The 4,458-nt window shown below is 71.4% G+C and carries 4 protein-coding genes; 3 read left to right on the top strand and 1 reads right to left on the bottom strand.

The features are described from left to right. Nucleotides 1–177: 177 nt before the first annotated feature. Entirely contained in the window at nt 178–1,509 is a 1,332-nt protein-coding gene (gene mshA, locus G5C51_RS40075) for a D-inositol-3-phosphate glycosyltransferase (RefSeq protein WP_338118489.1), read from the top strand. Next, nucleotides 1,502–1,990, top strand: coding sequence for a type III secretion system chaperone family protein (locus G5C51_RS40070; protein WP_165245564.1), 489 nt, complete (start codon nt 1,502–1,504; stop codon nt 1,988–1,990). The genes mshA and G5C51_RS40070 overlap by 8 nt, the downstream gene beginning before the upstream one ends. 146 nt (nt 1,991–2,136) lie before the next feature. Here the strand turns inward: G5C51_RS40070 and G5C51_RS40065 are convergent, their stop codons facing one another. Then, nucleotides 2,137–3,402, bottom strand: coding sequence for an MDR family MFS transporter (locus G5C51_RS40065; RefSeq protein ID WP_165245562.1), 1,266 nt, complete (start codon nt 3,400–3,402; stop codon nt 2,137–2,139). A 171-nt stretch (nt 3,403–3,573) separates the two neighbouring features. On the opposite strand from G5C51_RS40065, the gene G5C51_RS40060 reads away from it, so the two are divergent. Beyond that, entirely contained in the window at nt 3,574–4,332 is a 759-nt protein-coding gene (locus G5C51_RS40060) for a phosphoglyceromutase (RefSeq protein ID WP_165245560.1), read from the top strand. The last annotated feature ends 126 nt before the right edge of the window (nt 4,333–4,458 follow it).

Below are 4,458 nucleotides of genomic sequence, written 5' to 3'. Positions count from 1 at the left end.
GTACACCGGGCCGGGGGGCGGCACACCGACAGCAAGGCCCAGCCCCCCGGGAATGCCCGCCCCGCGCCAGCGGTTGCACCACGAGGGGAAATAGGCGATCACTGAGAGTAAGCACCAAAGGTGATAGCCGCCAGCAGCGCACCGCATCGCACCCGCACCGCGAGGAGGCCCCCCACCGTGAGCAGCCGCAAGCGCCTTCCGCTCAAGGCGCGGCTTCGGCGCAGGCCGGCCCGCGTGGCCATGCTGTCCGTGCACACATCGCCGCTGCACCAGCCGGGCACCGGCGACGCCGGCGGCATGAATGTCTACATCGTCGAGCTCTCGCGCCGCCTAGCGGCGCAGGGCATCCGAGTCGAGATCTTCACTCGCGCCACCACCGCCACCCTCCCCCCGACCGTGGAGCTCGCCCCCGGCGTCCTCGTACGACACGTGGACGCAGGCCCGTACGAAGGTCTCGCCAAGGAAGAGCTCCCCGCCCAGCTCTGCGCCTTCACGCACGGCGTGATGCGCGCCTGGGCCGACCACCGCCCCGGCTATTACGACCTGGTGCACTCCCACTACTGGCTCTCCGGCCACGTCGGCTGGCTCGCCGCCGAGCGCTGGGGCGTCCCGCTCGTGCACGCCATGCACACCATGGCGAAGGTCAAGAACGCCGCCCTCGCCCAGGGCGACACCCCCGAGCCGGCCGCCCGCGTCATCGGCGAGACGCAGATCGTACGGGCCGCCGACCGCCTCATCGCGAACACCGCCGACGAGGCGAACGACCTCGTCCACCACTACGAGGCCGACCCCGCCAAGGTCGCCATAGTCCACCCGGGCGTGAACCTCGATCGCTTCCGCCCGGCCCCCGCAGGCCTCGAAGCCGGCCGCCAGGCCGCCCGCGCCGCGCTCGGCCTCCCCGCCGGCGCCTTCATCCCGCTCTTCGCCGGCCGCATCCAGCCCCTCAAGGCCCCCGACGTCCTCCTCCACGCCACCGCCCTCCTCCTGGAACGGGAACCGGCCCTCCGCCACAACCTCCTCGTCCCCGTCGTCGGCGGCCCCAGCGGCAGCGGCCTCGCCAAGCCCGAGGCGCTGCAGAAGCTGGCCGCCAGGCTCGGCATCTCCGACGTCGTGCGCTTCGTGCCGCCGGTCGGGCAGGACCGGCTCGCGGAGTGGTTCCGGGCGGCGTCGGTGCTGGTCATGCCGTCGTACAGCGAGTCCTTCGGCCTGGTGGCCGTGGAAGCGCAGGCCTGCGGCACTCCGGTCGTCGCGGCCGCGGTCGGCGGCCTGCCCGTGGCCGTACGGGACGGGGTCACCGGCTATCTGATCGACGGCCACGACCCCGCCGACTACGCCCGCGTCCTGCACCGCCTCGCCGCCGAGCCCGGCCGCACCGCGGACCTGGGCCGGGCCGCCGCGCGGCACGCGCGGAGCTTCGGCTGGGACAGCGCGGCGGCGGCGACGGCCGACGTGTACGCGGGCGCCATGCTGGACCACCACCCGCGTCGCCTACGATCGGCCCATGTCTGACCCCAGGGCCGTCATCGAGAGCACTCTCACCGAGTCCGGCATCGAGTGGGAGAACCCCAAGGACGGCACGTACGTCGTCACCCTCCCGGGCACCCGCAAGCTCGCCACCACCTGCTCGCTGATCGTCGGCCGCCACTCCCTGTCGGTGAACGCCTTCGTCGTCCGCCACCCGGACGAGAACCAGGACGCCGTCCACCGCTGGCTCCTGGAGCGCAACACCCGCCTCTACGGGGTCTCGTACGCGATCGACAAACTCGGCGACATCTACCTGGTCGGCCGCCTCCCCCTGGCCGCCGTAACCCCCGACGAACTGGACCGCCTCCTGGGCACCGTCCTGGAAAACGCCGACGGCGCCTTCAACACCCTCCTGGAAATGGGCTTCGCGACGGCCATCCGCCGCGAATACGCGTGGCGTACGTCGCGCGGGGAGTCCACCCGCAACCTGGACGCCTTCAGCCACTTGATCCGCGACGAGGACTGACAAGGGCGCACATTCCAGCCCGTCCGGCATTCCAGCCCGGCCGGCGTTTGAGGACGAGGCGCGAAGCGCCAATTCCAGCCCGGCCGGCGTTTGAGGCCGAGGCGCGCAGCGCCGATACGGGGTCCGGGGGCGGAGCCCCTGGGACGTCAGCCCGCAGCCGCAGGCGCCGGCGCCTCGACAGGAGCCCCCGACACCTCCTCGTCCGCGCGCGGCAACCCCCGCATCAGCGCCCAATAGCCCAGCGCAGCGATCGTGCCGACGACCCCGCAAGCCCCCCACAGCCACTCCGCCCCGTACCGGTCGATGATCTGCCCGCCCGCCAGCGGAGCGACCAGCGCGGCCACCGCCCACGACATCGTGTACATCCCCTGGTACCGCCCCCGCCCGTGCAGCGGCGACAGCCGCACCACCAGCGACGTCTGGGTGGGCGCGTTCACGATCTCGGCCAGCGTCCACACCACCACCGTGAGCGCGTACACCGCCACAGAGCCGGCGAAGGCCGTCAGCGCGAACCCCCACCCCGCCAGCAGCGACGACACGATGAGCAGCTGCCGCGGATCCCGCCGCTCGATGAACCGGGTGACCGGTATCTGCAGCGCGACGATCAGCACGCCGTTCACGGCGATCGCGACCCCGAAGTCCGAGCTGGAGAACCCGTCCGCGCCCATGGCCACCGGCAGCGACACGTACGCCTGCTGGAACAGCAGCGCGATCAGGAAGGAGAGGCCGACGACCCCCATGAACCGCCCGTCCCGCGCCACCCCCCGCATACTGATCTCGCGCTCCCGCGGCTCCCCGGCCGCGACCTCGGCCGCCACCGGCCGCGACTCCGGCAGCTTCAGGAACACCAGCACCGCACACACCATCGTCAGCACGGCCTCGATCAGGAACCCGGCCCGGTAGCTGTACTCCGCGATGAACCCCGCGGCGGTCGTCGAGACGGCGAACCCGAGATTGATCGCCCAGTAGTTCAGCGCGAAGGCCCGCACCCGGTCCTTCGCCGGCACGATGTCCGCCATCATCGCCTGCACCGCGGGCCGCGAGGCATTGCTGGCCATCCCCACCACGAACGCCACCCCGGCGATCGCCACCGGATGCTCCATGAACCCCAGCACCGCCACCGACACGGCCGTCGAGCTCTGCGCCAGCATCAGCGTCGGCCGCCGCCCGAGCCGGTCGGTCAGCACCCCGCCCCCCAGCGACGACAGCACCCCACCGAGCCCGTGCAGAGCGGCGACCAGCCCGGCATACGAGGCGGAGTACCCCCGCTCCAGCGTCAGATAGAGCGCCATGAACGTGGCGACAAACGCCCCCAGCCGGTTGACCAGCGTCGACGTCCACAACCACCAGAACTCCCGGGGAAGCCCCGCGACCGATTCACGGACGGCAGTTCTCAGGCGTGCGACAGACATGGCGGTACGTCCCCCGGGTGAGTGTGTAAGCGGCTCAGTAGGCATCCGTACCTTACGCACGCCCACTGACACCCCGGCAAGCGAATTGACGCCCACCGTCAATCGACCGGAACGACCCCCCGCCCCGGAGCTGATGCGCGCCGCGAAAGGGCACTAGGTAGGCTCAAAGGCATGGCCGACGCACCGTACAAGCTGATCCTCCTCCGCCACGGCGAGAGCGAGTGGAACGCAAAGAACCTGTTCACCGGCTGGGTGGACGTGAACCTCACCGAGAAGGGCGAGAAGGAGGCGGTACGCGGCGGCGAGCTGCTCAAGGACGCCGGCCTGCTGCCGGACGTCCTGCACACCTCGCTCCAGAAGCGCGCGATCCGCACGGCGAACCTCGCCCTCGACGCCGCCGACCGCGGCTGGATCCCCGTGCACCGCTCCTGGCGGCTGAACGAGCGCCACTACGGCGCGCTCCAGGGCAAGAACAAGGCCGAGACGCTGGCCGAGTTCGGCGAGGAGCAGTTCATGACCTGGCGCCGCTCGTACGACACCCCGCCGCCGGAGCTCGCCGACGGCTCGGAGTTCTCGCAGAGCGACGACCCGCGCTACGCGCACATCCCGAGCGAGCTGCGGCCGCGCACGGAGTGCCTGAAGGACGTCGGGCACCGCATGCTGCCGTACTGGTACGACTCGATCGTCCCGGACCTCGCCGAGGGCCACACGGTCCTGGTCGCCGCCCACGGCAACAGCCTCCGCGCCCTGGTCAAGCACCTGGACGGCATCTCCGACGAGGACATCACCGGCCTGAACATCCCCACCGGCATCCCGCTCGCCTACGAGCTCGACGCCGACTACAACCCGGTCACCAAGGGCGGCACCTACCTGGACCCGGAGGCCGCGAAGGCCGCCATCCAGGCGGTCGCGAACCAGGGCAAGAAGTAATTGTCGGGGGGTCTGGGGGCTTCGCCCCCAGACCCTTCTGTGGTGGTCGACCGCGGCGAAGCCGCATTCGTGCTTCCGCGCGCCGTTGATGCGCCCGATCCAGTGGGCATCAATGGTGGGGAAAGC

It is taken from the genome of Streptomyces coryli, from assembly GCF_011044975.1.
Lineage (GTDB): Bacteria > Actinomycetota > Actinomycetes > Streptomycetales > Streptomycetaceae > Streptomyces > Streptomyces coryli.
Note: the sequence above shows the minus strand (reverse complement) of the source record. Positions and strands in the feature narration are given on the sequence as shown.

Bases quoted from the DNA above. Each gene is read 5' to 3' on its own strand.
- G5C51_RS40060 (WP_165245560.1), top strand. From the start codon at position 3,574: ATGGCCGACGCACCGTACAAGCTGATCCTCCTCCGCCACGGCGAGAGC.
- G5C51_RS40070 (WP_165245564.1), top strand. From the start codon at position 1,502: ATGTCTGACCCCAGGGCCGTCATCGAGAGCACTCTCACCGAGTCCGGC.
- G5C51_RS40065 (WP_165245562.1), bottom strand. From the start codon at position 3,402: ATGTCTGTCGCACGCCTGAGAACTGCCGTCCGTGAATCGGTCGCGGGG.